This is a genomic window from Pseudomonas sp. MS15a(2019), from assembly GCF_013277805.1.
Classification (GTDB): Bacteria; Pseudomonadota; Gammaproteobacteria; order Pseudomonadales; family Pseudomonadaceae; genus Chryseomonas; species Chryseomonas benzopyrenica.
In genome coordinates, this window is sequence record NZ_VBTN01000011.1 from 82,245 (window position 1) to 106,039 (window position 23,795).

Genomic DNA, 23,795 nt, shown 5'->3' on the forward strand with positions numbered 1-23,795 from the left:
CCCAGTCGGCTTAAGGCCTTCTTAAGAGTTGGGCAGCCGCGCCTGCAGCCAGCGGCGCAGCGGGCCGGCTACCCAGCGCTGCATGGCCAGGCCGAGCAGGACGATGAGCACCAGGTGCAGCGGCAGCATCCAACCGGGGATGGGGATGGGCAGCGCCAGCACCTCGCCGACGTCTTCGGCCAGGTCTTCGAGGCTGTCGCCGGCCAGGTGCATCCAGCCCAGCAGGGTGCGGGTCCAGGGTTCGAGCACGCCGATCAGCGGGGTGTGGACGGCGAAGATGCACAGTGAGGCCTCGCCGAGACGCTGGGCCAGGCGGCGCACGCCGGCGCGGCCGGGCTCGCCGAAGGTGGCGCAGGCCAGCAGCACGGCGGCCTGGAAGGGCGTGAGCAGGCCGTTGTGGACCAGGTAGAACCAGCGGCGGCCATCGCCTTCCAGCAGCAGGGCGCCCAGCCACAGGCCGGTGAGGCCGAACAGCAGCAGAGGTACGCGCAGGCGCTGGGTCGTCTCGGCCACCCAGGGCTCCTGCACGGCGCGATAGAGCAGGATGCCGAGCAGGAATTCCGGCAGGCGGATCAGCGGATTGCGGTGGATGACGCCCACGGTGACGGTATCGAAGGCCTGGGCCCAGGTGGCCACCAGCGGGCCGAGCAGATAGAGCCCCCAGAGCACGGCGGCAGCCAGGGCCCAGCGGCGCAGGCGCATCAGGCGCGGGCCCAGCAGCGGGAACAGCAGGTAGAAGAACAGCAGCGCCGAGATCGACCAGGCGGCGCCGTTGAGCCAGAGAAAGCGCGGCTCCCAGGATTGCAGCAGGAGCAGCTGCAGCAGCACATGGGTGGTAGCGGCCAGCCAGGACAGCGGCAGCATCTCGTCCAGCGCGCCGCCCTCCTCCAGTTGCAGGTAGGGATGCTGGTTGTAGTAGACCGGCACCCCGTGCTCCAGCCAGGAGTCCTGGGACAGCCAGTAGGACAGGCCCAGGGCCACCAGCAGGGTGAGCAGGTGGATGGGATAGAGGTTGCATAGTCGGCGCAGGACGAAGCCGCGCGAGCTGCCCTTGAGCGCGCCCTGGCGATCCAGGCTGACGTGGGCCAGCAGGAAACCGGAGAGCAGGAAGAAGGTGCTGGTGGCGAAGAAGCCCATGCCGGCCAGGCGGCGGAAGGCGTCCGGCAGATCGCTGTAGAGCCCGCCCAGGTGATAGACGACCATGTACAGCGCCATGAGGAATCTCAGCCATTCCAGGCCGTAGTAACGGGCGGTGGGGCGGAGCGCGGGTGAAGGGGTCATGGCGGCGATTTGCGGCGGGTAGGTCTTGATTATAAGCCGCCCGGACTCAACCCCTGCCGCCACTCATGACAAAAGCATGACAACCGGTGTCCTGGGACTATCAGGCGCCGGTCAGCGGGCGAGCCAGGACTCCTCCCGCCAGGAGTCCTGCTACAGCTGAGTTCGACTGCCGCTCAGCCCGCGAAGGTGGGCTCGGGCAATCCCTGCACCCCGGGATCCAGGGCGAACAGCCCGCCGGCCAGGGGCTGGTCGGCGAGATCCCCGCCCGGGCGGATGGAGGTGACGAACAGGGTGTCCAGGTGGCGCCCGCCAAAGGCGCACATGGCGGGTTTCTTGACCGGCACGGCCAGGGAGCGGTCCAGGCGGCCGTCCGGGGTGAAGCGATGGATCAGGCCAGCATCGTTGCCGCAGATCCAGTAGCAGCCGTCCACATCCACCGCGGCGCCGTCGGGCCGGCCGGGATGGGCGTTCATGTCGACGAACAGTCGCCGATTGCTGGGGGTGCCCGTATCGGAATCGTAATCGAAGGCCCAGATCAGCTGACGGCTGGGATGGGAGTCGGACAGGTAGAGGGTGCGGCCATCGGGACTCAGGGCCAGGCCGTTGGGGACGATGAGGTCGTCCAGCAGCAATCGGGCACCCTCTCCTGCGGTATGGCTGTAGAGGCGCCCAGCGGTCGCGCCCTGGGCCATGTCCTGCACCATGGTGCCCACCAGGAAACGGCCCTGGCGATCGCAGCGACCGTCGTTGCATCTCATGGCCGGCTGGGCATGGTCGAGGGCGACCAGGCGCTCGCCGCGTAATTGGCCGGAGGCTTCGGTCTGCAGCGCGAAGAGGCCGCTTTCCAGACCGGCGAGCCAGCCACCGCCCTCGCGGGCGGCAATGCAGGCGAGCATCTCCGGTGCGCTCCAGCTGTCCAGGGTACCCGCCGGGGTCCAGCGGTGCAGACGTTTGGCAGGAATATCGACCCAGTAGAGCGCCTGTTCGGCGACGTGCCACACCGGGCACTCGCCGGTGGCGTTGCGGGCATCGACCAGTAGTTCAGCGGTCATGACGGGCACCCTCAGTCGTCGAAGGGGCCGGTGGCGACGAAGGCACCACCCTGGTAGACCATCGACGGATCGTCCGCCGCCGGCATGGGCTGGGCTTCGACCTTGGCGCGGAATTGCTCGGAGTTGTCCTTGGGCTGGAAGCCCAGGTGCGCGGCCAGGCGATTATCCCACCAGCTGTCGCGGTTGTCGGAGGCGCCATAGACGATGGTGTGACCGACGTCCGGGGTGGTCAGGCTGCGCAGGATGAGGTCGGTCAGGTCTTCGTAGCTCAGCCAGGTGGCGAGCATGCGGCGGTTCTGCGCCTCGGGGAAGGAGGAACCGATGCGGATGCTCACCGTCTCGATGCCATAGCGATCGAAATAGAACGTCGCCAGGTCTTCGCCAAAGGCTTTGGACAGGCCGTAGTAGCTGTCTGGACGTTGGGGCACGCTGGCGTCGATGCGCTGGTCCTGGCGGTAGAAGCCGATGACATGGTTGGAGCTGGCGAAGACGATGCGCTTCACCCCGTGGCGCCGTGCGGCCTCATAGAGGTTGAAGGTGCCGCGGATGTTGGCTTCGAGGATGGGCTCGAAGGCGTGCTCGGTGGAGATGCCGCCAAAGTGCAGAATGGCATCGACGCCTTCCACCAGGGCATGGACGCCGGCCTTGTCCGCCAGGTCGCAGATAACCACCTCTTCCGCTGGCCCCTGGGCCGCATCCATCGGCGCGATATCGGACAGGCGCAGGATCTCGGCATGGGGCTTGAGCCGCTGGCGCAGCTCCTTGCCCAGGCCGCCCGCGGCGCCGGTGAGCAGGAGTCGATGGAAACGAGACGAGGAAACTTCGGACATGACTGGGCGCCTTCTTATGGATTTATCTGGCAAGAGGTACGACATCCCACCTCTTTTCACGATTCTCGCGAGCGTCTGGAGTCCTGTCAATGCTACCTAAGCGGACAGGCAGGGCAGCCTTAGCCTGAACGTCGCGCCCTGTCCGGCGATGCTTTCCACGTGCAAGCTGCCGCGGTGCGCCTTGACGATCTGGTCGGCGATATAGAGCCCCAGGCCCAGGCCGGCAATGTTCTCGGTACCGCTGGCGCGCTCGAACTGGCGGAAGATCAGCGCCTGGTGCTCCACCGGGATGCCGATGCCATGGTCCTTGACGCTGAGCTCCACCTCGGCCCCATCGCTGCGCAGGGAGATTTCCACCGGGCGGCCGGCGCCGTATCTCATGGCGTTGGTCAGCAGGTTGGTGATCACCTGCTCGATGCGGAATTCGTCCCAGAAGCCGGGCGCCGGGCCTTCGGCGTGCAGCTCCACCGGACAGCCGGCGGCGGCGAATTGCGAGGCGAAGCTGTCCACCACGGTGTTGACCAGAGCGGCGAGATCGCACTGCGTGGGACGGATGGACAGCTTGCCGGTGCGGATGCGCGAGATGTCGAGCATGTCGTCGATCAGGTGCACCAGGCGCTGGATCTGCCTCTCGTCGCGCTCGGCCATGCCGGCCAGCTTGTCGGGGGTGAAGGCTTCCAGTTTGCCCTTGTCCAGGTACATGCGACGCAGCTGGGCTTCGAGCATCAGGGTATTGAGCGGAGTCTTGAGTTCATGGGAAACCATGGACATGAAGTCGTCCCGGGTACGCACCGCCTGCTGCAGCTCCACCTGGGTCTGGCGCAGCTCGGCCAGCAGGATCTCCTGCTCCTGGCGACTCTGTTCCAGGGCCACCAGTTGCTCGGCCAGGCGCTTGCGGTGCCAGTAGAGGTCGACGAAGACCCGGGTCTTGCTCTTGACCGCATGGACGTCGAGGGGCTTGTGCAGGAAGTCCACCGCACCGCTCTCGTAGCCCTTGAAGGCATAGTTGAGATCGCGACCGGCGGCGCTGACGAAGACGATGGGAATGTGCCGGGTCTTTTCCAGGCCGCGCATCATCTCCGCCAGTTCGAAGCCGTTCATGCCCGGCATCTGCACATCGAGGATCGCCAGGGCGAATTCGTGCATCAGCAGGAGCTCCAACGCGGCTTCGGCGGAGGTGGCCTGGAAGATCTCCAGCGCCTCGCTGCGCAGCAGGGCTTCCAGTGCCAGGAGATTCTCCGGCAGGTCGTCTACGAGCAGGATCTTCGCCTGTTCGACGGGTACATCAGCCATGGTCGCGTTCCAGCTCGGTGAGCAATAGATGGATGCCCGGCACATCCAGCACGAAATCCGGGTGGAATCTCTTCAATGCCGCCTCGGGCATGGTCGGCACCTCGGCCGATTGCGGCGACTGGACGACGGTGACCGCGCCGTTCTGAGCCAGGGCGTGCAGGCCGCTGGCGCCGTCGTGGTTGGCACCGGTGAGCAGGACGCCGCAGACCTGCTCGCCCAGGGCATCGGCCGCGCTTTCGAACAAGACATCGATGGACGGCCGGGAAAACTGCACCGGCTCGTCGCGTGACAGCGACAGGGTGAAGTCGTCTTCCACCAGCAGGTGATAACCCGGCGGCGCGAAATACAGGCTGCCCGGCAGTATAGCGTCCTTGTCCTCGGCTTCGCGTACCTGCAGGGCCAGCCGCGCCTGGAACAACTCGGCCAGGCGCGAATTGCGGTCGTCCGGCAGGTGCAGCACCACCGCCAGCGGCAGGCGAAAACTGGCCGGCAGGGGCGAGAGCAGACGCAGCAGCACCTGCAGCCCGCCGGCCGAGGCTCCGATGACGATGAGGCGCAAGGGTTTGCGGGGCGGGAACATGCTAGAGCCTGCGGAACAGCCGTTCCTGCTTCACCACCGGCTCGAAGTGACCGGCATAGGCGGAGAAGTCCAGCGACTCCTTGCTGCCCAGGCCGAGAAAGCCGCGATGACTCAGGGACTCGTGAAACAGGCCGAGCGCCCGATTCTGCAGATTCTTGTTGAAGTAGATGAGCACATTGCGGCAGGACACCAGCTGGGTCTCGGAAAAGACGCTGTCGGTGGCCAGGCTGTGGTCGGCGAAGGTCACGTTGGCGATCAGCGACTTGTCGAACAGGGCGCCGTCGTAGGCCGCGGTGTAATAGTCGGAAAAGGCGCGGGTACCGCCGGCCTTCTGGTAGCTGGCGGTGTAGGCGCGCATCCGCTCCAGCGGAAAGATGCCCTGGCGAGCCTTTTCCATGGAGCGCGGATTGATGTCGGTGGCATAGAAGAGCGTGCGGTCGAGCAGCCCCTCTTCCTGGAACAGGATGGCCATGGAGAAGACTTCCTCGCCGGTGCTGCAGCCGGCGATCCACACTTTGAGCGAGGGATAGGTACGCAGCACCGGCACCACCTGCTGGCGCAGGGCGAGGAAGTAGCCCGGGTCGCGAAACATCTCGCTCACCGGGATGGTGATGAACTGCAGCAGCTCGGCGAACAGCGCCGGATCGCGCAGGACCCGCTCCTGCAGCGTTGAGATGCTCGGGCAGTCGAAGCGCGTCAGCGCCTGCAGCACCCGCCGCTTGAGCGAGGCCTTGGAGTAATTGCGGAAGTCGTGGCTGTATCTCAGGAAGATGCCTTCCAGCAGCAACCTCAGCTCGATGTCCTGCAGCCGTTCGCTCATGACCTAAAGGCGCTCCAGCGACGGCATCCAGACGCGGATCAGCGAGAACAGCCGGTCAAGGTCGATGGGCTTGGCCAGGTAGTCGCTGGCGCCGGCGGCGAGGCAGCGCTCCTGGTCGTCCTTCATGGCCTTGGCGGTGATGGCGATGATCGGCAGCTTCTTCATGTGCGGCCGCTTGCGGATCTCGCGCATGGCTTCGTAGCCGTCCATCATCGGCATCATGATGTCCATCAACACCAGGTCGATGGTGTCGCTGTTGTCGAGTTTCTCCAGCGCCTCCAGGCCGTTGCGGGCGATCTCCACCTTGGCGCCCTTCTGCTCCAGGGCGCTGGTGAGGGCGAAGATGTTGCGCACGTCGTCGTCCACCAGCAGCAAAGTACGGCCGTCGAAGGCCTTCTCGCGGCTGCGGGCGCTTTCCAGCATGCGCTGGCGATCGAGCGGCATGTCGGCCTCGATCTTGTGCAGGAACAGGGTCACCTCGTCCAGCAGCCGCTCCGGCGAGCGCGCGCCCTTGATGATGATGGAGCGCGAATACTTGAGCAGCGCCGCTTCTTCGTCACGGGTCAGGCTGCGACCGGTGTAGACGATGACCGGAGGGAAGGAGCAGATGTCCTCGCTGGCCATGCGTTCGAGCAATTCTCCGCCCTCCATGTCGGGCAGCTTGAGGTCGATGACCATGCAGTCGTAGACCTCGTCGCGCAGCAGCTCCAGGGCCTGGCTGCCCATCTCCACCGCGGTGATCTCCACGTCCACGTCGCCGATCAGCTTGGCGATGCTGTCACGCTGGAGGGCGTCGTCCTCCACCAGCAGCACCCGCTTGATGCCGGCGGCGAACTTGGCTTCCAGGCGGGTGAAGGCCTCGCGCAGTTCGTCGCGGGTGGTGGGCTTGATGGCGTAGCCGACCGCGCCCATGTGCATGGCGGTCTCGATGCGATCCGAGGCCGAGACCACGTGTACCGGGATGTGGCGGGTCAGGGGATTTTCCTTGAGCCGCTCCAGCACCGTGAGACCGGAATGATCCGGCAGGCCCATGTCGAGCAGGATGGCGTCGGGACGGTACTCCAGCGCCGCGGCGAAGCCTTCCTCGGCGCGGTGGGCGACCAGGCAGCTGTACTTCAGTTCGTGGGCGAGATCGAAGAGGATCTGCGCGAAGGGCACCTCGTCTTCGATCACCAGCACCCGGCGATCCGGATAGGGCCAGCTGTCGCGGTCGTCGGCGAAGGCGGCGCCCACGGGTGCCGCGGCCTCGGTGACCGGCGGCGGCGCGGCCGGACGCGGGGTGGCGGCCAGGGTCGCCAGAGGCGCGGGCGTCGCGGCAGCCGGCGTGGCGGCCTGGGCCGGAGCCATGATCGGTGTCACCGGCAGGCTGGGCGCGGCGGCTTCCTGGTACTCCAGCGGCAGGCGCAGGGTGAAGGTACTGCCCTCGCCCGGCTGGCTAGTGACGCTCAGAGTGCCTCCCAGCAGTAGCGCCAGGTCGCGGGAGATCGACAGTCCCAGACCGGTGCCGCCGTAGCGACGGGTGATGGCGCCATCCGCCTGGCGGAAGGCCTCGAAGATCAGCTCCTGCTGCTCGGCGGCGATGCCGATGCCGGTATCGCTCACCGCGAAGCTGGGCTGGCCGTCTTGCAGGGACAGGCGCAGGCTGACCTGGCCGTGTTCGGTGAACTTGAAGGCGTTGGACAGCAGGTTCTTGAGGATCTGCTCGACCCGCTGGCGATCGCTGAAGAAGGCTGGCGGCATCCGCTCGTCCAGCTCCACCACGAAGGCGACGCCCTTGTTCTGGGCCACCGGCTCGAAGGCGGTCCTCAAGGCTTCCACCAGGCGACGCACGGACATCTGCTCCGGACGAATCTCCAGCATGCCGGCCTCGACCTTGGAGATGTCGAGAATGTCGTTGATCAGGGTGAGCAGATCGTTGCCCGCCGAATAGATGGACTCGGCGTAGCGCACCTGCTCGGTGCTCAGGTTGCCGACGGGGTTGTCCGCCAGCAGCTTGGACAGGATCAGCGAGCTGTTCAGCGGCGTACGCAATTCATGGGACATGTTCGCCAGGAACTCGGACTTGTACTGGCTGGCCCGCTCCAGCTCGCGTGCCCGATCTTCCAGCAACTGCTGGGCTTCGTTGAGGCGATTGTTGCGGTCGTCCAGCACGTCGCGCTGCTGCAAGAGCTCCTGGGCCTGTTCGGAGAGCTGCTCGTTGGTCTGCTCCAGCTCGGCCTGCTGCTGCTCCAGATGGACCTGGGATTCCTTGAGCGCCTGGGACTGCTCTTCCAGCTCTTCGTTGGCGGTGCGCAGCTCTTCCTGCTGCACCTGCAGTTCTTCGTTGAGCTGCTGGGTTTCCGCCAGTACCTGCTGCAGGCGCTGGCGATAGCGCGCGGCTTCCACCGAGGAACCAATGGAATCGGCGATCAGGGTCAGTAGTTCTTCGTCCTGCGGACGCAGAGCACGCAGGAAACCCAGTTCCACCACGCCATTCACCCGGCCATCGTTCTCGATGGGTACGATGAGCGCCGCGCTGGCCTGGCGTTCACCCAGCGCCGAGTTGACCTTGAGGTAGTCGACGGGCAGCTGGTCGAGCGCCATGGGGCGACCGTCCAGGACGGCCTGACCGGCCAGGCCCTCGCCCGGTGCCAGGCGCTGGCGACGGCGGCGCCCCTCGTCGTCCAGGGCATAGTCGGCGACGCGCTCCAGGCTGCCATCGTCGAGACGCACATAGAGCGCGCCGGCCGCGGCGCCCAGATAGCGCGCCAGGAATTGCAGGATGCTCTGGCCCAGCGGCGCCAGCGACGCCTGGCCGATGACTGCTTCCGACAGCTGATTCTGGCCGGAGCGGAACCAGCTCTGCCGCTCCAGGTTGTCGGTGTGCTCGGCCTGCTGATCGAGCAGCCGGGTATAGGTCGCGGAGAGCCGCATGAGTTCCCGGCGACCAAAGAAGGCCATGATGCCCGACAACAGCAGGCTGACGATGAGGAAGGCGGCGACGAAGATCACCGTCATGCGGCTGGCCGTCTCGGTGCGCTCGGCGCGCATCTGCTCTTCGTAGGCGATGAAGTCGGTGTAGTCGCGCCGGATGCTGTCGATGCGATTCTTGCCCTGACCATCGCTCAGCGGTGTCTGGAAATCCCCCCCAATGCGGCGCGCCTCGATCACCTGGCTGGCGTATTGGCGCCACTCGCGGTGCACCGCCTCGATCCGCTCCAGTCGGCGAATCTGCACGGCACTGTCGCTGACCAGATTCTTCAGCTCATCGAGTTGCGGCTCGACATTGGGCAGGGCGCGCTCATAAGGCTGCAGAAAGCTGGTATTGCCGCTCAGCAGATAGCCGCGCATCCCGGTTTCCAGATCGACCACCAGGCGGAAGTTGGCGTTGGCCTCGCTGATGACGCGGTCGGTGTGCTCGACCCACTGGGTAACTTTCAGTAGGTAATAGATGATGGCGATGAAGAAGATCGCGCTGAAGACACCGATACTCAGGGGCAGGGAAAGATTGCGCTTGAGGATCTGGCTGAAGTGCTTCTGATCGAGGGGCGACTCGCGATTCATGGGGTCTGAAAGCCTTGTACAGGACGAAACGGTCGGCGGCGGCTAGGCCTCTGTCAGCGGGATTGCCGTCATCCGCCGAGACACGACCGAAGACCGATCGGAACCCTGCCACGCCTTGGCAGGGTTCTTTCGAAAAGCCTGCAGAACACGCGCTGGCCGGACGTGGACACCAGCGGCGCTGGCGTCGTCGCCTCCGTTGCAGCGGGCTCGCAGCTCAACTGATCGATCGAGACACGCAACGCGCGTCCGCGCCTCTGGTCAGCGACGGGCAATCACCCAGACGGCATGGATGATACCCGGAATGTAACCCAGCAGCGTCAACAGGATGTTCAGCCAGAAGGCACCGCCGAAGCCAACCTGCAGGAAGACGCCCACGGGAGGGAGGATGATGGCAAAGATAAGGCGGATGAGGTCCATTTCAGGCTCCAGTAGTGGGTGGGCAAGAAGATGCCTCTAAGACTGGTACGCCCGAATCAGGTTCCGGCAGGCAATAAAAAACCCCGCCGAAGCGGGGTTTCGCAGACTTAACCCGACATCCTTGTCGGGCCGCCAATCCTTGGCCATCTATCCCTGTAAGTCTCTGCCCGACATCCTTGCCGGGGGGCCATCCTGGCCACATTTCCTTGAAATCATCTGGAGCGCTGGGTACATCCTGTACCGCGATCCGATGGGTGTAGATTACGCAGCTCCCATGGACTAGGCGATGGCTTATCGCGGCGACGTCATGTAAGCCAAAGCTTACACGGCATGGCTTTTCACCTTGCCGGTCAACAGCTTAGAAGCCCTCCTCAGCCAGGGCGTAGAGCGGCTGCGCGCCACTGCGCACAGCGGCGGCCAAGCTCAGGGTGCGCGGCAGCAGGCGGGCGAAATAGAAGCGTGCAGTGGCCAGCTTGGCTTCGGCGAAGCTGGCTTCCTGATCCGCAGCAGCCGCCGCGGCCCGCGCCCAGAGATAGGCATAGGCGACATAGCCGAACAGATGCAGGTAATCCACCGAGGCCGCGCCGAGCTCATGGGGATCGCTGGCGCCGGCCTGCAACAGCCACTCGGTCGCGCCGTCCAGTTGATCCAGGGCCTGGCGCAGGGGTGCGGCGAATTCGTTGTCCGCCGGCAGGCTGGCCAGATAGTTGTGGACCTCTTCGCTGAAGGGCCGGTAGAGGGCGCCACGACTGCCGGCCAGCTTGCGGCCGACCAGGTCGAGGGCCTGGATGCCATTGGTACCTTCGTAGATCTGGGTGATGCGCACGTCACGCACCAACTGCTCCTGGCCCCATTCACGGATGTAGCCATGGCCGCCGAACACCTGCTGACCCGCGACGCAGAGTTCCAGGCCGAGATCGGTGAGGAAGCCCTTGGCGACCGGGGTCAACAGCGCCACCAGGGCTTCGGCGCGTTCGCGCTCGACGGGCTCGGGGCTGTACTTGGCGGTGTCGAGTTGCAGGGCGACATAGCTGGAGAACAGCCGGCCGCCTTCGTTCAGGGCCTTCATGGTCAGCAGCATGCGGCGGACATCGGGATGGACGATGATGGGATCGGCGTTCTTGGCGGCCTGCTGGATACCGGCAGGCGAGCGGCTCTGCAGGCGTTCGCGGGCATAGGCCAGGGCATTCTGGTAGGAGCGCTCGCTCGACCCCAGGCCCTGGATGCCAACGCCCAGGCGCTCGTAGTTCATCATGGTGAACATGGCGGCCAGGCCCTTGTTGACCTCGCCCACCAGATAGCCGACCGCGCCATCGAAGTTCATCACGCAGGTGGCGGCGCCCTTGATGCCCATCTTGTGTTCCAGGGAGCCACAGGCCACGGCGTTGCGCGCGCCCAGGGCGCCCGCCTCGTCCACCAGGATCTTGGGCACCAGGAACAGCGAGATGCCCCGGGAACCGGCCGGAGCATCGGGCAGCTTGGCCAGCACCAGATGGATGATGTTCTCGGTGAGGTCGTGCTCGCCGGCGGTAATGAAGATCTTGGTGCCGGTGACCCGGTAACTGCCGTCGGCCTGGGGTTCGGCGCGAGTGCGGATCAGGCCCAGGTCGGTGCCGGCATGGGGCTCGGTCAGGCACATGGAGCCGGCCCACTGGCCGCTGTAGAGGTTGGGAAGGTAGGCCTGCTTGAGCGCCTCGCTGCCATGGGCGTGCAGGGCCAGACAGGCGCCGGCGCTGAGCATCGGATAGAGACCGAAGGCCAGGCAGCTGGCGTGCATCATCTCCTCGACCTGGGCGGTAAGCACCTTGGGCATGCCCATACCGCCGTATTCGGGATCGCCACCGACCCCGACCCAGCCACCTTCGGCAAAGGCCTGGTAGGCCTGGCGGAAACCCTGGGGGGTGGTCACTTCGCCGTCTTTCCAGTGGCAGCCTTCTTCATCGGAATTACGATTGAGCGGCGCCAGTTCCTGGGCGCACAGCTTGCCGGCTTCTTCGAGGATGGCATCGGCGGTCTCGCCGTCCACCACCTCGGCCAGGGCAGGCCACTGACTCCAGCGGTCCTTGACCTTGAGGACGGCATCCAGCACGAAACGGATATCGCGAAGCGGCGGGGTGTAGTCAGCCATGTCGAGTCTCCTCGGAAGGTGTTCTTATCGGTATGACCCGAGTGTAAGACCGAACCGGAAGGGAGACATAGGTTCATGATCTGACCTGGCGGTCAGCCGATCGGAGGTCCGCGCCGCCTGGCTTTTTCGCATCCGTGAAAAAGCGAAAACCCCGCCGGAGCGAGGTTTTCAGAGGAGCTTCGTGCCCTTAGTAACCGAGCGCGAAGTCCTCCTCGGCTAGGGCCATCAGGCTGCCGGCGCCGGCCAGCAACGCCTCGGCGTGGGCGCGGGTACGGGGCAGCAGGCGCTCGTAGTAGAAGCGCGCAGTGGCCAGCTTGGCCTGGTAGAAGGCGGCCTCGTCGGTACCGGCGGCCAGCTTCTCTGCGGCGACCCGGGCCATGTCGGCCCAGAAGTAGGCCAGGCAGACATAGCCAGAGTACATCAGGTAGTCGACGGCGGCGGCACCCACCTCCTCGCGATCCTTCATGGCGGCCATGCCGACCTTGAGGGTGATCTCGCCCCACTCCTTGTTCAGCTTGGCCAGTGGCTCGACGAAGGCCTTGAGGTCGGCATTCTCGGCCTGGGCCTGGCAGAACTTGTGCACCACCTTGGTGAAGGCCTTGAGCGACTCACCCTGGGTCATCAGTACCTTGCGACCCAGCAGGTCGATGGCCTGGATGCCGGTGGTGCCCTCGTAGAGCATGGCGATGCGCGCATCGCGCAGGTTCTGCTCCATACCCCACTCGGCGATGTAGCCGTGGCCGCCATAGATCTGCACGCCGTGGCTAGCCGCCTCGAAGCCGACCTCGGTCATGAAGGCCTTGGCGATGGGGGTGAGGAAGGCCATCTGGGTCTCGGCCTGCTGCTTCTGCTCCTCGTCCTGGCTGTACTTGAGGATGTCCACCAGCTTGGCGGTGTAGTAGATCATCGCCCGGCTGCCTTCGGCGAAGGCCTTGATGGTCAGCAGCATGCGGCGCACGTCGGGGTGCACGATGATCGGATCGGCGGGCTTCTCGGGCGCCTTGGGACCGGTCAGGGATCTCATCTGCAGACGCTCGCGGGCGTACTTCAGACCACCCTGGAACGCCACCTCGGCATGGGCCAGACCCTGCAGAGCGGTACCGACGCGAGCGAAGTTCATGAAGGTGAACATGCAGTTCAGGCCACGGTTCGGCGGGCCGATCAGGAAACCGGTGGCGCCGTCGAAGTTCATCACGCAGGTGGCGTTGCCGTGGATGCCCATCTTGTGTTCGAGGGAACCGCAGTGCACGGCGTTGCGCTCACCGGCCGCGCCGCTGGCGTCGGGCAGGCGCTTGGGCACGATGAACAGCGAGATGCCCTTGGTGCCGGCAGGGGCATCGGGCAGGCGGGCCAGCACGATATGGACGATGTTCTCGGCCATGTCGTGCTCACCGGCGGAGATGAAGATCTTGGTGCCGGTGATGGCGTAGCTGCCGTCCGCACGCGGCTCGGCCTTGGTGCGCAGCATGCCCAGGTCGGAACCGCAGTGGGGTTCGGTCAGGCACATGGTGCCGGTCCATTCGCCGGTCACCAGCTTTTCTAGGTAGGTGTGCTTCTGCTCGTCGGTGCCGTGCTGCTCCAGGGTGTTCATGGCGCCGTGGGACAGACCGGGGTACATGCCCCAGGACCAGTTGGCCTGGCCGACCATTTCCGACAGGGAGATGCCGAGGGACTCGGGCAGGCCCTGGCCACCGTGGGCCGGGTTGTGCGCCAGGCTCGGCCAGCCGCCCTCGACGAACTGGGCATAGGCTTCCTTGAAGCCATCGGGGGTCTTCACGCCCTCTTCGCTCCAGGTGCAGCCCTGCTGGTCGCCGATGCGATTGAGCGGCGCCAGGACCTGTTCGCAGAACTTGGCGCCCTCTTCGAGGATGGCGGAAACCATGTCCGGGGTGGCATCGCCGCAACCCGGCAGGCTCTGGTAGTGCGCGTCATAGCCCAGGAGTTCGTCGCGAACGAAGCGGATGTCCCGCAGGGGGGCTTTGTAATCGGGCATGACTGTTACCTCTTTGCGAATGCTTGTTGTCGAGGGTGGCGGCAGCGTCGCTACGGACCCGCCGCCAGGGCGTTTAAACAGTCGTTTGAAACTAATGTTCCAGCCCCGGCCTTGTCAAGCGCGGCGAGGACGAGCGGAACGACCGGTCAGTCCGCCAGGGCCAGGGCTTCGCGCAGTTCTGCCGCCCCGTTCGGGCGTACCAGCCGCGCCAGCTCCTGGCCTTCCTTGAAGACGATCAAGGTCGGCCAGAGCTTGACGCGGAAAGAGCGCCCCAGGCGGCGCCCGGAGCCATCTTCGATCTTGAGATGGCGCACGGTGGGATGCTCTGCCAGGGCCGTGGCAAGCAGCGGCTGGGCGGCGCGACAGTGGCCGCACCAGGGTGCGCCGAATTCCAGCAGGGTCACCCCGGGCAGGGCATCGACGTCGGCGCGGGCGGGTTCCCGCTCCGCATAGGTGGTGGTCATGGGCATGGCTGAGCTCCTGAAGTCGGTTCCAACGGTGGACAAGTCGCTGGCGGGACTACTCGATCACGGGAAAAGGACTAGGGTCGATCCTGCGGTACGCCCCGACTTCATGACAATAAAACCAGGCGCTTCATTTCTGCCTCCGTCTCCTCCCTTTCCTGAGGCCCGCCATGAGCCAGACAGCGACCCCCGTTTCACCCGCCACCCTGCGCAAGGTCATCTCCGCCGCGTCCATCGGCAACTTCGTCGAATGGTTCGATTTCGCCCTCTACGGCTTTCTCGCCACTCTGCTCGCGGCGCACTTCTTTCCCAGTGGGGATGCCACTGCCGGCCTGCTCAAGACCTTTGCCGTCTTTGCCGTGGCCTTCGCCTTTCGCCCATTGGGCGGCATCGTCTTCGGCCTGCTGGGCGACCGCATCGGCCGCAAGCGTACCCTGGCGCTGACCATCCTGATCATGGCCGGCGCCACCGCCCTGATCGGCATCCTGCCCAGCTACGCCACCATCGGCATCTGGGCACCGATCCTGCTGACGCTGATCCGTTGCGCCCAGGGCTTTTCCGCCGGGGGCGAATACGCCGGCGCCTGCGCCTACGTGATGGAGCATTCGCCGCGCGATCGTCGCGGACGCTATGGCAGCTTCGTGCCGGTCTCGACCTTTCTCGCCTTCGCCAGCGCCGCCCTGACCGCCTGGGGACTGGAGCGGCTGCTGGGCGCCGCGGTCATGGCCGACTGGGGCTGGCGCATCCCTTTCCTGGCCGCCGCGCCGCTGGGTCTGATCGGCCTCTACCTGCGCCTGAAGCTGGACGAGACGCCGGCCTTCCAGGCGCTGGAAGCCGACCATGAGGTCAGCCATTCGCCGCTGGGCGAGACGCTCAGGCTGCAGGGTCGCTCGATCCTGCGCCTCGGTGCCTTCATCTCGCTGACGGCGCTGTCCTTCTATATGTTCACCACCTACTTCTCCACCTACCTGCAACTGGCAGGCGGCTTCGACCGGGCCGCAGCCCTGGCCATCAGCCTGATCACCCTGTTCGCCGCCGCGGCCGCCTGTCCGGTGCTGGGGCGCGTCACCGATCGCATCGGGCGGCGTATGACCACGGTGCTGGCCAGCCTGGTATTGGCGGTAGGCGTCTATCCGGCCTTGCTGCTGGCCAGCAGCGGCCAATTCGGCAGTGCCCTGCTGGGCTCCCTGTTGCTGGGCGCCGGCGCGGTACTGTGCAACGTGGTGACCGCGCCGCTGCTCAGCGAGATCTTTCCGACCCGCACCCGCTACACCGCGGGCGCCATCACCTACAACCTGGCCTACACCATCTTCGGCGGCACCGCGCCACTGATGGCGACCTGGCTGATCGGCGCCACCGGCAGCAATCTCTCACCGGCGCTCTACCTGATCCTGGTCGCTCTGCTCGGTCTGGTCGGTGGCCTGAGCCTGCCGGAGACCTCGCGGATCGATCTGGACGAGGCCGGCGACGGCGCTGAGGCTCGCTACCAGACGATCCGCAGCTAGACCGCTCGTCCCTTGGCCGGCACTTCCTCCGGGCTGACCTGCCGATAGGCAAAAGGCCCGGAGTTTCCCCCATGCCCGCCACTCACGATCTGCAACGCTTCCTCGACGCCCAGGCCGACACCTATGCCACCGCCCTGGCGGAGATCCGCGCCGGGCGCAAGCGCAGCCACTGGATGTGGTTCATCTTTCCGCAGATCCAGGGACTGGGGCGTAGCGAGACCGCCCAGCACTACGCCATCGCCTCCCGCGACGAGGCCAGTGCCTACCTTGCACATCCGCTGCTGGGATCGCGCCTGCGCGAGATCACCGCGGCGGCACTGGAACATCCTGAGCTGTCCGCCACGGCGCTGTTCGGGCAGCCGGACGATCTCAAGTTTCACTCCAGCCTGACTCTCTTCGCCGCCGTGGCCGAAGACCCCGAGCCCTTTCGCCAGGCGCTGAAGACCTTTTTCGCCGGTCAGCCAGACGAAGCCACCCTGACGCGACTCTGTTAGCGCCACAGCGTGGGCAGCACGCCCTCGCGCCCGCTCACCGGGTCGCTCGTGGGCAAGGGCACCTGGGCGATCAATTCGACCGAACGCGCATGGGCGGCCGGATCGGCGCGTTGGGTGATGAAGTCCTGTTGATCGGGCGGATAGGCGCCCACCACCAGGAAGTCCGCACTGGACTCCAGGTTGCGGTGCCCGGTACCCGCCGGCAGTACCACCACATCACCCGCGGTCACCGCCACATCCTGCCCCTGCTCGCCGCCAAGACGCAGCCGCGCCTGGCCGCGCGCCACGCCCAGGGCCTCATGGGCATTGGGGTGATAGTGATGGTAGTCGTAGACACCATAGCGCCACTGCGGCGGCCAGGCGTTGTCGGCGAACAGTCGCTCCAGCGCCGCCGCGCGGTCGGTTCCTTCCAGAGGAACCTGCCGATAGAGGAGTACGGGCAGGCGGCTGTTGGGGATGACGCCGTCATCGGCGAAATACAGTTGCTCGGGCTGACCGGTCCCCACCGGCGCGGCCAGGGCCACGGCAGTGGGGGCGAGGCCCAGCACCAGGGAAAGGACGGACAGCGGTGGACGACGCGACATACGGGACTCCCTCAGGGCTTTGCCAATGGAGGCCCGCCTGCCGCCCGGGTTCAGCGCCCGCGACGAGGTGTCAGGCCAGCCATTCCCGCAGCAGCGCCGTGGTCCGCTCCGGCAGTTCCAGCGGCGGCAGGTGGCCGCAGCTGTCCAGTACCACCAGCCGCGAGTCCTGGATACCGGCGTGCATGAGTTCGGCTTCAGCCGGCGGGGTGAGCTGGTCCTGGGCGCCGACCACGATCAGGGTCGGTATGCGGATCTGCGCCAAGGTGGGCCGCGAGTCGGGGCGGTCGATGATGGACTGCTGCTGACGCAGAAAGGCTTCCTTGCCCACCGCCTTGCCCATGGCCAGCACGGTGTCAGCGACCGGCGTGCCCAGGCGCGAGGCGTGGATCAGGCGCGGCAGCAGTTGCGGACTGATGCCGAGAAAGCGCCCGCGCTCGGCCAGGTCGAGCATGGCGCGGCGCTGGGCGGCGCGCTCGGGGGCATCCGGGCTGGCCATGGTGTCGAACAGCGCCAGCCGCACCACCCGCTCCGGCGCCTGGCGCAGAATCTCGAAGGCCACATAGCCGCCCATGGACAGGGCGCCCAGGGCGAAGCGCGGCGGCGCCTCGGCCAGCACCCGGCGCGCCAGGGCGACGATACCCAGATCGCGGGTGAGATCGGGGATAAGCACCGGGCAGGTATCGGCCAGGTCGGCGGCCTGGATGGCCCAGAGACGCTGGTCACAGAGCAGGCCGGGAAGCAGGATCAGAGGTAGCGCGTCGGTAGCTGTCATCACTAGGAACTTGAGAGACACTGCGGAAAACGCGCAGTGTAGCGCGGATCACCAGCGAACCCGGCGGGCTTCGCGGGTTCCAAGGGACATTGCCAAGGATCCGGGAACATCCATGCGTACTGAAGGCTTCTTCGACTGGCTCGGCGCTGCGCTCGGCCAGGTCATCCGTTTCATCATCGATCTGTTCGGTTCGGTCCTGGGCGGCCTTGCCGATGCCGTGCACGACTTCCTCCATGGCATGGCCCGCTCCATCGGCATGGACGACTCCTATATCAGCTTCGTGGTGCTGGCCATCGGCCTGTTGCTGCTCTACGCCGCGGTACGGGCCTTCATGGCGCGCTCGGTGGTGGGTGGCGTCATCTGGCTGATTCTCGGCCTCATGGTGATGAGCTGGCTGATCCGCGGCTGACTGGTCGCCAGGCGCGCCGCCTGGCACAGTAGGGCTCTCGCTCGGCACGGATGCCGTCATGCCCCCACCGCTCTCCCAGGTAATGAAGCGCCACTGGCAACGCCTGCGGCCCGGTACCAGTTGCGCCCTCTGCGCCGCCTGGCTTCCGGCCGGACTGCCACTGTGCGAAGGCTGCGACAGCGAATTGCCCTGGCTTGGGCCCCATTGCCAATGCTGCGCCCTGCCCCTGCCGGTGGACGGCCTGCTCTGCGGCAACTGCCTGGGCGGGCCGCCGGCCTTCGACCAGGTACTGGCGCCCTGGCGCTATGCCTTTCCAGTCGACACCCTGATCAACAGATTCAAGCATCGCGACCAGGGCAGTCTCGGTCGCGTGGCCGGGACGCTGCTGGCGCGGCATCTGCAGCACCTGTTCGACGAAGGCCAGCCACGCCCGGAATTGTTGCTGCCGGTCCCGCTCTCACCCTTGCGCCTGCACCAGCGCGGCTTCAACCAGGCCGCCCTGCTGGCCAACTGGCTCGGCCAGGCCCTGCAACTGCCGGTGGATGGCGGATTGTTGCAGCGGGTGCAGGAACAGCACAGCCAGCAAGGCCTGAGCGCCAGCGAGCGGCGGCGCAATCTCAAACAGGCCTTCGCCCTAGTGCAGGACGCCCAGCTGGAGGGTCGCCATCTGGCCCTGGTGGACGACGTCCTCACTACCGGCGCCACCGCCGACAGCCTGGCACGCCTGCTCAAGCGCGCTGGCGCCAGGCGGGTAGACGTCTATTGCCTGGCGCGGACACCACCACCCGGCGACTAGCCGCTGTCACCAAAACGTCATTTAGTCTGACTAGCCTCGCCTGCACACCGTGAGGGAGCCATCCGCATGCACAACGACCAGACCGATCTCGAACGCCTCGTCCACCTCAGCCGCCGACGCTTCATTGGCGCTGGCGCCCTGGCGGGAGCCGCCCTGTTCCTCGGTGGTGGCCTGCTCGGGCGGAGCGCCCTGGCCGATGCCGTCAGCGAGGCCACGGGCAATCCCTTGATCGGCTTCGCCAACATCCCGGCTTCCACCGCCGACACCCTGGTGGTGCCGCCCGGCTATCGCGCCAGCGTGCTCATCAGCTGGGGCCAGCCACTGCACACCGATGGCCCGGCCTTCCGCCCCGATGGCAGCCCCAGCGCCGCCGACCAGGCCGTGCGGTTCGGTGACAACAACGATGGCATGGCCTTCTATCCCTTCCCGGACGATCCGGACCGGGCGCTGATGGCGATCAACAACGAATACACCAACTACCGCTATCTGCTCAGCCACGGCACGCCGCCCAAATCCCTGGAAGACACCCGCAAGGCTCAGGCCGCCGAGGGCGTCTCGGTGATCGAGGTGAAGCGCGTGGACGGCCAATGGCACTTCGTCCAGGGCTCGCCCTACAACCGCCGGGTGCATGGCAACACGCCCATCGCCGTCAGCGGTCCGGCCGCCGGCCACGACCTGCTCAAGACCGCCGCTGATCCGGCTGGTCGCGAGGTGCTGGGCACCTTCCAGAATTGCTCCAGCGGCGCCACCCCCTGGCACACCTATCTGACCTGCGAAGAAAACTTCACCGATGTCTTTGGCAGTCGCGACGCCAACCTGAAGTTCGATGCGGCCCAGAAGCGCTACAGCGTCAAGCACGCCAGCGTGGAGAACGACTGGCACCTGCACGACGATCGTTTCGACTTGGCGCAGAATCCCAACGAACTCAACCGCCACGGCTGGATCACCGAGATCGATCCCTTCGATCCCCAAGCCAAGCCGGTCAAGCGCACCGCCCTGGGCCGCTTCAAGCACGAGAACGCCGCCCTCGCCCGCACCCGTGATGGCCGCGTGGTGGTCTACATGGGCGACGACGAACGTGGCGAATTCATCTACAAGTTCGTCAGCCGCGACCGCCTGCAGGACGACCCCAAGGCCAATCGCGACCTGCTCGACCACGGCACCCTCTATGTCGCCCGCTTCGACGAGGGCGACCGCGACCCGAACCGTCCCAAGGGCCGCGGCCAGTGGCTGCCGCTGGTGCATGGCGAGAACGGCCTCACCGCCGCCAACGGCTTCGCCAGCCAGGCCGAGGTGCTCATCCACGCCCGCCAGGCCGGTAGCCAGGTCGGCGCCACGCGCATGGACCGACCCGAATGGATCGCCGTCAGCCCCAAGGACGGCCAGGTCTACTGCACCCTGACCAACAACACCAAGCGCGGTGAAGACGGCATGCCGGTGGGTGGCCCCAATCCCCGCGCCAACAACCTCTACGGCCAGATCGTGCGCTGGCGTGAGAGCGGTGACGATGCCGCGGCCTTGAGTTTCGACTGGGACCTCTTCGTCATCGCCGGCAATCCCAAGGTGCACCCGGGCACGCCGGAAGCCGGCTCCCAGCAGATCAATGCCGAGAACATGTTCAACAGCCCCGATGGCCTGGGCTTCGACGCCGCCGGCCGGCTGTGGGTGCTCACCGACGGCAAGTACAGCAACAAGGGCGACTACGAGGGCATGGGCAACAACCAGATGCTCTGCGCCGATCCGCGCAGCGGCGAGATGCGCCGCTTCCTGGTCGGCCCGGTCGGTTGCGAGGTCACGGGTCTGGCCTTCTCACCGGACTACAAGACCATGTTCGTCGGCATCCAGCACCCGGGCGAGGAAGGCGGCTCCCAGTTCCCGGAGCAACGACCGGATGGTCAGCCCCGTTCCTCGGTGATGGTCATCACCCGGGAAGACGGCGGGGTGATAGGCGCCTGACCGGCGAGCGGATAGCGCTCGAGCCTTCGCCATGGGGCTCGGGCATGCGCTAGCATCTCCCGGATGCAGGGTGGCAATCGCCATCGTCCCCCGTGACCGAGGAGCGCGCCATGTCTCATCCGTTCGAAAATTTGAGTCCCGACCTCGTCATCGACGCCATCGAAAGCCTGGGCTATCTCAGCGATGCCCGGGTGCTGGCGCTCAACAGCTACGAGAACCGCGTCTATCAGATCGGCATCGAAGCCGAGACCCCGCTGATCGCCAAGTTCTATCGCCCGGATCGCTGGACCGACGCGGCCATTCTGGAAGAACACGCCTTTTCCGCCGAACTGGAGGAGCGCGAGGTGCCCATGGTCGCACCCTTGCAGCGCGACGGCCAGACGCTGTTCACCCATGCCGGCTTTCGCTTCGCGCTCTTTCCCCGCCGCGGTGGCCGCGCACCGGAGCCGGGTGATCTCAACCAGTTGCATCGCCTCGGCCAGTTGCTCGGTCGCCTGCATGCGGTGGGTGCCAGCCGGCCCTTCCAGCACCGTGAGTCGCTGGACGTCCAGGGCTATGGCCATGCCTCGCTGGACACCCTGCTCACCGGCAATTTCATCCCCAAGAGCCTGCTGCCCGCCTATGAATCGGTGGCGCGCGACCTGCTCTTGCGCCTCGACGAACTCTTCGAGAGCGTCAGCTACGACGTCATCCGCCTGCACGGTGACTGCCACCCGGGCAACCTGCTCTGCCGCGACGATGCCTACCACATCGTCGACCTCGACGACTGCCGCCACGGTCCGGCCATGCAGGATCTCTGGATGCTGCTGGCCGGTGATCGCCAGGAGCGGCTGACGCAGCTGTCCGAGCTGATGGACGGCTACGAGGAATTCCACGATTTCCAGCCGCGCGAACTGGCCCTGATCGAGGGGCTGCGGACCCTGCGCCTGATGCACTACAGCGCCTGGCTGGCACGTCGCTGGGACGATCCGGCCTTTCCCAAGAGCTTTCCCTGGTTCGGCAGCGAACGCTACTGGGGCGATCAGATCCTCACCCTGCGCGAACAGCGCGCCGCCCTGGACGAGGCGCCGTTGCGACTGTTCTAGCCTAGGCGCCCGAATACCCCTTTCCCCCTGGGAGAGGGCCGGGGTGAGGGTACGCCTCGTGAAGACTTCTCCAGTGGAAAAGACTGTGCCGTTTTCCACGCTACAACACTGATCGCGGCCATGGGCCGCTCCTACCGGAACCTGACCCGTAGGAGCGGCCCATAGCCGCGATTAGACAATGCCTGCCGCCTACGCAGCGGTCGCAGCGGCGCACTGCCATGGCTGCGAGTGCGGGATGCCAGCCTGCTCAGGGCCGACGACAGGAAGCACCACCCACTCCGACATCCCGCCGTCCCTTGAGCTATCCTGCCCGGACAAGAACGTTGCCTGCCTAAGGATCCCTCATGTCTGCCTTGCGCCAGGGTTATGCCCTGGGCCTCACCGCCTATGGGCTGTGGGGCTTGTTTCCGCTGTTCTTCAAACTGCTGGCGGCCCTGCCGGCGACCGAGATCCTGTTCCAGCGCATCCTCTGGTCCGCCCTGTTCAGCGCCCTGCTGCTGCTGGTCTGGCGCCATCGCGGCTGGTGGGCGGAGTTGCGCGCCCACCCGCGGCGGCTACTTTGGCTGGCCGTATCCGGCGCGCTGGTGGCCTGCAACTGGCTGGTCTACATCTGGGCGGTCAATAACGCCCATGTGGTCGAGGCCAGCCTGGGCTACTACATCAACCCGCTGGTCAACATCCTGCTCGCCCTGGTGATCCTTGGCGAGCGGCTGCGCCCGCTGCAGTGGATCGCCGTGGGCCTGGCGGTGCTGGGTGTGGCCCAGCAGCTGTGGACCCTTGGGCAACTGCCCTGGGTGTCGCTGGCCTTGGCTCTGAGCTTCGCCTTCTATGGCCTGGTGCGGCGACAGACGCCCGTGGCTGCGCTGCCGGGCATGGTGGTGGAAAGCTGGATGCTGGTGCCGATCGCCCTGATCGCGCTGCCGTTGCTGACCCCGGGCGTAAGCCTGCAGGCGGAGGTCTGGCAGTCCTCCCTGGGCCTGCTGATCGTGCTGGCCGGTCCCGTCACCCTGATACCGCTGCTGTGCTTCAACGCCGCGGCGCGCAAGCTGCCCTATTCGACCCTGGGCTTTCTGCAGTACCTCGCCCCGACCCTGGTGTTGATCCAGGCGGTCTGGCTCTTTGGCGAGCCTTTTCCCCGCGAGCGACTGTTCGCCTTTATCTGCATCTGGGCTGGCCTTGCGGTGTTCAGCTTCGATCTCTGGCGTGCCAGCCGCAAGCTCAGAGCCAGTACAAAGGCGCGTGAGCGGGAGACCGGCAAGGCCTAGCCCCCTGGGGCCAGACAGCAGAACGCCCCTCGCAAGGGGCGTCCGGTACCGCAGCGAGCCGATCAGGCTTCGCCAGCGGTCTGCATGCGCGCCAGTTCCTGGGCGTAGAGGGCGTCGAAGTTCACCGGCTGCAGCATCAGCGCGGGGAAGGAGCCACGTACCACCATGTTGTCCAGCGCCTCACGGGCGTAGGGGAACAGGATATTGGGGCAGAAGGCGCCCAGGGCATGGGCCATGGACGCGGCGTCCAGACCCTTGATCAGGAAGATGCCACCCTGCTGCACTTCGGCGATGAAGGCGGTCTCTTCGTTGTTCTTGACGGTCACGGTCAGGGTCAGCACCACTTCGTGGAAGTCGTCGCCCAGCGTCTTCTGGCGGGTGGCCAGGTCCAGGTTGACGTTGGGCTGCCAGTCCTGACGGAAGATCTCGGGGCTCTTGGGCGCTTCGAAGGACAGGTCGCGGATGTAGATGCGCTGGAGAGAGAACTGAGCGCCGTCTTCCTGGGCGCCATTGGCTTGGTCGGTCATG

At 66.1% G+C, this 23,795-nt stretch carries 21 protein-coding genes; 7 read left to right on the top strand and 14 right to left on the bottom strand.

Annotation, left to right across the window (positions count from 1 at the left end; genetic code table 11):
- Positions 1-21: 21 nt before the first annotated feature.
- The 11 genes from FEZ61_RS17505 to FEZ61_RS17555 form a co-directional block, all read right to left on the bottom strand.
- Entirely contained in the window at positions 22-1,281 is a 1,260-nt protein-coding gene (locus tag FEZ61_RS17505; protein ID WP_173149726.1) for an acyltransferase, read from the bottom strand.
- A 173-nt stretch (positions 1,282-1,454) separates the two neighbouring features.
- Positions 1,455-2,333, bottom strand: a complete 879-nt coding sequence (locus tag FEZ61_RS17510) for an SMP-30/gluconolactonase/LRE family protein (RefSeq protein ID WP_173149728.1) — start codon at positions 2,331-2,333, stop codon at positions 1,455-1,457.
- An 11-nt stretch (positions 2,334-2,344) separates the two neighbouring features.
- On the bottom strand, positions 2,345-3,163 hold the full coding sequence (locus FEZ61_RS17515; protein ID WP_173149730.1) for an NAD(P)-dependent oxidoreductase: 819 nt from the start codon (positions 3,161-3,163) through the stop codon (positions 2,345-2,347).
- A 96-nt stretch (positions 3,164-3,259) separates the two neighbouring features.
- Positions 3,260-4,456, bottom strand: coding sequence for a hybrid sensor histidine kinase/response regulator (locus FEZ61_RS17520; RefSeq protein ID WP_160924183.1), 1,197 nt, complete (start codon positions 4,454-4,456; stop codon positions 3,260-3,262).
- Entirely contained in the window at positions 4,449-5,036 is a 588-nt protein-coding gene (locus FEZ61_RS17525; protein WP_173149732.1) for a chemotaxis protein CheB, read from the bottom strand. Before FEZ61_RS17525 ends, FEZ61_RS17520 begins: the two co-directional genes overlap by 8 nt.
- A 1-nt stretch (position 5,037) precedes the next feature.
- A complete protein-coding gene (locus FEZ61_RS17530) occupies positions 5,038-5,856 on the bottom strand; it encodes a CheR family methyltransferase (protein WP_017639538.1) in 819 nt (272 codons plus the stop codon).
- Positions 5,857-5,859: 3 nt separating this feature from the next.
- Positions 5,860-9,399 (bottom strand): response regulator, encoded by a 3,540-nt coding sequence (locus FEZ61_RS17535; protein WP_173149734.1) that lies wholly within the window; start codon positions 9,397-9,399, stop codon positions 5,860-5,862.
- A gap of 258 nt (positions 9,400-9,657) precedes the next feature.
- Entirely contained in the window at positions 9,658-9,816 is a 159-nt protein-coding gene (locus FEZ61_RS17540; protein ID WP_007159763.1) for a YqaE/Pmp3 family membrane protein, read from the bottom strand.
- A gap of 358 nt (positions 9,817-10,174) precedes the next feature.
- Positions 10,175-11,944 (bottom strand): acyl-CoA dehydrogenase C-terminal domain-containing protein, encoded by a 1,770-nt coding sequence (locus tag FEZ61_RS17545; protein WP_064306822.1) that lies wholly within the window; start codon positions 11,942-11,944, stop codon positions 10,175-10,177.
- Positions 11,945-12,131: 187 nt separating this feature from the next.
- On the bottom strand, positions 12,132-13,937 hold the full coding sequence (locus FEZ61_RS17550) for a phenylacyl-CoA dehydrogenase (RefSeq protein WP_017639541.1): 1,806 nt from the start codon (positions 13,935-13,937) through the stop codon (positions 12,132-12,134).
- Between the two features lie 146 nt (positions 13,938-14,083).
- On the bottom strand, positions 14,084-14,407 hold the full coding sequence (locus tag FEZ61_RS17555) for a thioredoxin family protein (protein ID WP_017639542.1): 324 nt from the start codon (positions 14,405-14,407) through the stop codon (positions 14,084-14,086).
- A 164-nt stretch (positions 14,408-14,571) separates the two neighbouring features.
- Between FEZ61_RS17555 and FEZ61_RS17560 the strand changes: the two genes are divergently transcribed.
- On the top strand, positions 14,572-15,906 hold the full coding sequence (locus FEZ61_RS17560; protein ID WP_017639543.1) for an MFS transporter: 1,335 nt from the start codon (positions 14,572-14,574) through the stop codon (positions 15,904-15,906).
- Positions 15,907-15,977: 71 nt separating this feature from the next.
- A complete protein-coding gene (locus FEZ61_RS17565; RefSeq protein WP_173149736.1) occupies positions 15,978-16,400 on the top strand; it encodes a DUF1810 domain-containing protein in 423 nt (140 codons plus the stop codon).
- On the opposite strand, the gene FEZ61_RS17570 is transcribed toward FEZ61_RS17565, so the two are convergent.
- Together FEZ61_RS17570 and FEZ61_RS17575 are read right to left on the bottom strand one after the other, a co-directional pair.
- Positions 16,397-16,984: a cupin domain-containing protein gene (locus tag FEZ61_RS17570; protein ID WP_173149738.1), complete on the bottom strand. Its 588-nt coding sequence runs from the start codon at positions 16,982-16,984 to the stop codon at positions 16,397-16,399. The genes FEZ61_RS17565 and FEZ61_RS17570 overlap by 4 nt on opposite strands.
- Positions 16,985-17,054: 70 nt before the next feature.
- A complete protein-coding gene (locus tag FEZ61_RS17575; protein ID WP_173149740.1) occupies positions 17,055-17,756 on the bottom strand; it encodes an alpha/beta fold hydrolase in 702 nt (233 codons plus the stop codon).
- A gap of 112 nt (positions 17,757-17,868) precedes the next feature.
- On the opposite strand from FEZ61_RS17575, the gene FEZ61_RS17580 reads away from it, so the two are divergent.
- The 5 genes from FEZ61_RS17580 to rarD all read left to right on the top strand — a co-directional run bounded on the left by FEZ61_RS17580 (position 17,869) and on the right by rarD (position 23,267).
- The gene (locus FEZ61_RS17580; RefSeq protein WP_007159771.1) at positions 17,869-18,165 is read left to right on the top strand and encodes a hypothetical protein; all 297 of its coding nucleotides are present in this window, start codon (positions 17,869-17,871) and stop codon (positions 18,163-18,165) included.
- Positions 18,166-18,223: 58 nt separating this feature from the next.
- A complete protein-coding gene (locus FEZ61_RS17585; protein WP_242455191.1) occupies positions 18,224-18,961 on the top strand; it encodes a ComF family protein in 738 nt (245 codons plus the stop codon).
- 66 nt (positions 18,962-19,027) lie between these two features.
- Positions 19,028-20,917, top strand: a complete 1,890-nt coding sequence (locus FEZ61_RS17590; protein ID WP_173149742.1) for a PhoX family phosphatase — start codon at positions 19,028-19,030, stop codon at positions 20,915-20,917.
- Positions 20,918-21,027: 110 nt separating this feature from the next.
- On the top strand, positions 21,028-22,002 hold the full coding sequence (locus tag FEZ61_RS17595) for a serine/threonine protein kinase (RefSeq protein ID WP_017639549.1): 975 nt from the start codon (positions 21,028-21,030) through the stop codon (positions 22,000-22,002).
- 344 nt (positions 22,003-22,346) lie between these two features.
- The gene (rarD, locus tag FEZ61_RS17600; protein WP_173149744.1) at positions 22,347-23,267 is read left to right on the top strand and encodes an EamA family transporter RarD; all 921 of its coding nucleotides are present in this window, start codon (positions 22,347-22,349) and stop codon (positions 23,265-23,267) included.
- 62 nt (positions 23,268-23,329) lie between these two features.
- Here rarD and secB read toward each other — a convergent pair whose 3' ends face one another.
- Complete coding sequence (secB, locus tag FEZ61_RS17605; RefSeq protein ID WP_007159775.1) at positions 23,330-23,794, bottom strand: protein-export chaperone SecB; 465 nt, start codon at positions 23,792-23,794, stop codon at positions 23,330-23,332.
- Position 23,795 lies beyond the last annotated feature (1 nt).

What these genes read in the sequence shown, in the direction of transcription:
- FEZ61_RS17530 (WP_017639538.1), bottom strand. Translation starts at nt 5,856, where the DNA reads ATGAGCGAACGGCTGCAGGACATCGAGCTGAGGTTGCTGCTGGAAGGC.
- FEZ61_RS17560 (WP_017639543.1), top strand. Translation starts at nt 14,572, where the DNA reads ATGAGCCAGACAGCGACCCCCGTTTCACCCGCCACCCTGCGCAAGGTC.
- FEZ61_RS17545 (WP_064306822.1), bottom strand. Translation starts at nt 11,944, where the DNA reads ATGGCTGACTACACCCCGCCGCTTCGCGATATCCGTTTCGTGCTGGAT.
- FEZ61_RS17510 (WP_173149728.1), bottom strand. Translation starts at nt 2,333, where the DNA reads ATGACCGCTGAACTACTGGTCGATGCCCGCAACGCCACCGGCGAGTGC.
- FEZ61_RS17520 (WP_160924183.1), bottom strand. Translation starts at nt 4,456, where the DNA reads ATGGCTGATGTACCCGTCGAACAGGCGAAGATCCTGCTCGTAGACGAC.
- FEZ61_RS17550 (WP_017639541.1), bottom strand. Translation starts at nt 13,937, where the DNA reads ATGCCCGATTACAAAGCCCCCCTGCGGGACATCCGCTTCGTTCGCGAC.
- FEZ61_RS17525 (WP_173149732.1), bottom strand. Translation starts at nt 5,036, where the DNA reads ATGTTCCCGCCCCGCAAACCCTTGCGCCTCATCGTCATCGGAGCCTCG.
- FEZ61_RS17540 (WP_007159763.1), bottom strand. Translation starts at nt 9,816, where the DNA reads ATGGACCTCATCCGCCTTATCTTTGCCATCATCCTCCCTCCCGTGGGC.
- FEZ61_RS17595 (WP_017639549.1), top strand. Translation starts at nt 21,028, where the DNA reads ATGTCTCATCCGTTCGAAAATTTGAGTCCCGACCTCGTCATCGACGCC.
- FEZ61_RS17535 (WP_173149734.1), bottom strand. Translation starts at nt 9,399, where the DNA reads ATGAATCGCGAGTCGCCCCTCGATCAGAAGCACTTCAGCCAGATCCTC.
- FEZ61_RS17555 (WP_017639542.1), bottom strand. Translation starts at nt 14,407, where the DNA reads ATGCCCATGACCACCACCTATGCGGAGCGGGAACCCGCCCGCGCCGAC.
- FEZ61_RS17565 (WP_173149736.1), top strand. Translation starts at nt 15,978, where the DNA reads ATGCCCGCCACTCACGATCTGCAACGCTTCCTCGACGCCCAGGCCGAC.
- FEZ61_RS17575 (WP_173149740.1), bottom strand. Translation starts at nt 17,756, where the DNA reads ATGACAGCTACCGACGCGCTACCTCTGATCCTGCTTCCCGGCCTGCTC.
- FEZ61_RS17585 (WP_242455191.1), top strand. Translation starts at nt 18,224, where the DNA reads ATGCCCCCACCGCTCTCCCAGGTAATGAAGCGCCACTGGCAACGCCTG.
- rarD (WP_173149744.1), top strand. Translation starts at nt 22,347, where the DNA reads ATGTCTGCCTTGCGCCAGGGTTATGCCCTGGGCCTCACCGCCTATGGG.
- FEZ61_RS17580 (WP_007159771.1), top strand. Translation starts at nt 17,869, where the DNA reads ATGCGTACTGAAGGCTTCTTCGACTGGCTCGGCGCTGCGCTCGGCCAG.
- FEZ61_RS17515 (WP_173149730.1), bottom strand. Translation starts at nt 3,163, where the DNA reads ATGTCCGAAGTTTCCTCGTCTCGTTTCCATCGACTCCTGCTCACCGGC.
- FEZ61_RS17505 (WP_173149726.1), bottom strand. Translation starts at nt 1,281, where the DNA reads ATGACCCCTTCACCCGCGCTCCGCCCCACCGCCCGTTACTACGGCCTG.
- FEZ61_RS17570 (WP_173149738.1), bottom strand. Translation starts at nt 16,984, where the DNA reads ATGTCGCGTCGTCCACCGCTGTCCGTCCTTTCCCTGGTGCTGGGCCTC.
- secB (WP_007159775.1), bottom strand. Translation starts at nt 23,794, where the DNA reads ATGACCGACCAAGCCAATGGCGCCCAGGAAGACGGCGCTCAGTTCTCT.
- FEZ61_RS17590 (WP_173149742.1), top strand. Translation starts at nt 19,028, where the DNA reads ATGCACAACGACCAGACCGATCTCGAACGCCTCGTCCACCTCAGCCGC.